The 1935-nt window shown below is 34.3% G+C and carries 1 protein-coding gene; it reads right to left on the reverse strand.

Annotated features, from left to right (window positions below):
* Positions 1–102 precede the first annotated feature (102 nt).
* Positions 103–1935: glycoside hydrolase family 2 TIM barrel-domain containing protein (locus P8H68_RS12620; protein ID WP_300325785.1), on the reverse strand; the 1833-nt coding region annotated here is incomplete at its 5' end.

A 1935-nucleotide genomic window follows, 5' to 3' on the forward strand; every position in this document is an offset into this window, starting at 1 on the left:
TTCAGGATTATTTTCAGACTGTGCTTGACAAGAACATGCTAAAAGCAAAAAGCTAATTCCCCCAAGAGTACCTTTTAGATAATTCATAAAACTCATGTTTCCTTATTTAATTGGTAAAATCATAAAACTATAAGAATAATCTGCTGGCTCCAGCATATATTGTTGCAAAGGCTTTGCTCCCCAACTATTATCACCTCCAACACCGGTTTGTTTGTAATCTATATTCAAACTTACAAAATCTCTTGGTTTGATATCTGTAGTATGACGTTGCTGTTTTTTAGACAATCCTGCGTCAAAATCCTCTATAGTGTTATAATGAGCACTGAAAGAAAACTCCGATAGTCCAACAAATTTCAATCCATTGCCTGAATCGTCTTTTAATGTCAACCATCTATTCTCTGTTCGGTAACCATTTTCTTGAGGTCTAGCATATGCAAAATACAACTCTTCTATAGTAGCTTCGTATTGACCGATAAAGGCTGAAGCTTTTCTATCTTGATAGTTTTCATGGGGACCTCTTCCATACCATTTGGCTATTTTTAAAGAACCTGGTAATTGAAAATTCATTCCAAATTTTGGCATTTCAGCGTTTTTCAAAGTACCTCCATAATTAAATTTAGTTTCCACCAAAATCTCTCCTTTTCCGTTAACTGTATAGACAGTCTCTGTGGTCGAGTTGATATTTTCCAAACGATTTACAATAGTAACCTTGTATTTCTTTCTAGATATTTTTTCTATATCCAATTTCACTAATTTTCTAGAATCAGAAGCTTCCTTCCAAGCAGCCGATCGTTTGGGCATTTTATTTCCAAAATCGTTATCCGTAGCGGCCCTCCAAAAATTAACATAAGGAGCATTTTTAATATATTCTTCTCCATCCAATACATAGGACACCAAATCACCCGTTCCTTTGTCAAACTGTACCAAGAAAGAGTCGTTACTTAATGTGAGATAGTCTCTTTTATTTTTCTTTTTAATAGACGATCCATCCTCTTTAAAAAAGATTTCTGTCTCCAATTCCTTTAACTCCAATTGATATGAATATAACAAATGATTTGCTGGAACTAGATACTCAGCTTCAGAAGTATGGCCATAAAAATTAACAAAGTATTCTTTTGAATTCCCTGTAACATCTGTTTTGATTGGCAACGTAAAAACTTGATTGTTTTGAGGTTTCACATCTAAATTCAAATCTCCCTTTTCAACAACTTTTCCATTTTCTAAAAGCTCAAAAGAGAAATTAAATTTATTCAAATTGGTAAAAAAGTTTTCGTTAAAAACCTCTACTTTAAAAGCATCCTTATTTTGAAAACTAAAACTTGCATTTTGATAGACAAATCTAACTTCTTCCATTGCTGGATGATAAGTTCCATCCGCATCAATAATCCCATTCATACAGAAATTAGTGTCATTATGATATCTTTCAGGAGCAAAATCACCACCATAGGCATAAAATTTTTCTCCAGCTTCATTTTTCTGCAAAATCCCTTGATCCACAAAGTCCCATATAAACCCACCTTGCATTTGTTTTTCCTCTCGTACCATATCCCATAAATCGATCAAGCCTCCGTTACTATTCCCCATTGCATGAGAATATTCACACCAAATAAAAGGACGATCCGGGAATTTCCCTAAGTAATTCTTCTTCAGATTATCAGCTCTTGCATACATCCAAGTAATGATATCTGTATGTTTTTCAATTCCAGGATTGAAATGACTTTCCGCTCGTTCATAAAATACCGGTCGAGTATCATCAAACGCTTTCAGCATTTTATACGCTTTTACATAATTAACACCATCACCAGCCTCATTCCCCATAGACCAAATAATAATAGAAGGATGGTTCTTATCGCGTTGTTGCATTCTGTTAATTCGATCTAAATGCATTCCTTCAAATTCAGGATTATTTGCAGGTGTTTCCTTTGCCTTGTATCC

The sequence above is a fragment of the Flavicella sp. genome, assembly GCF_029238425.1.
Classification (GTDB): Bacteria; Bacteroidota; Bacteroidia; order Flavobacteriales; family Flavobacteriaceae; genus Flavicella.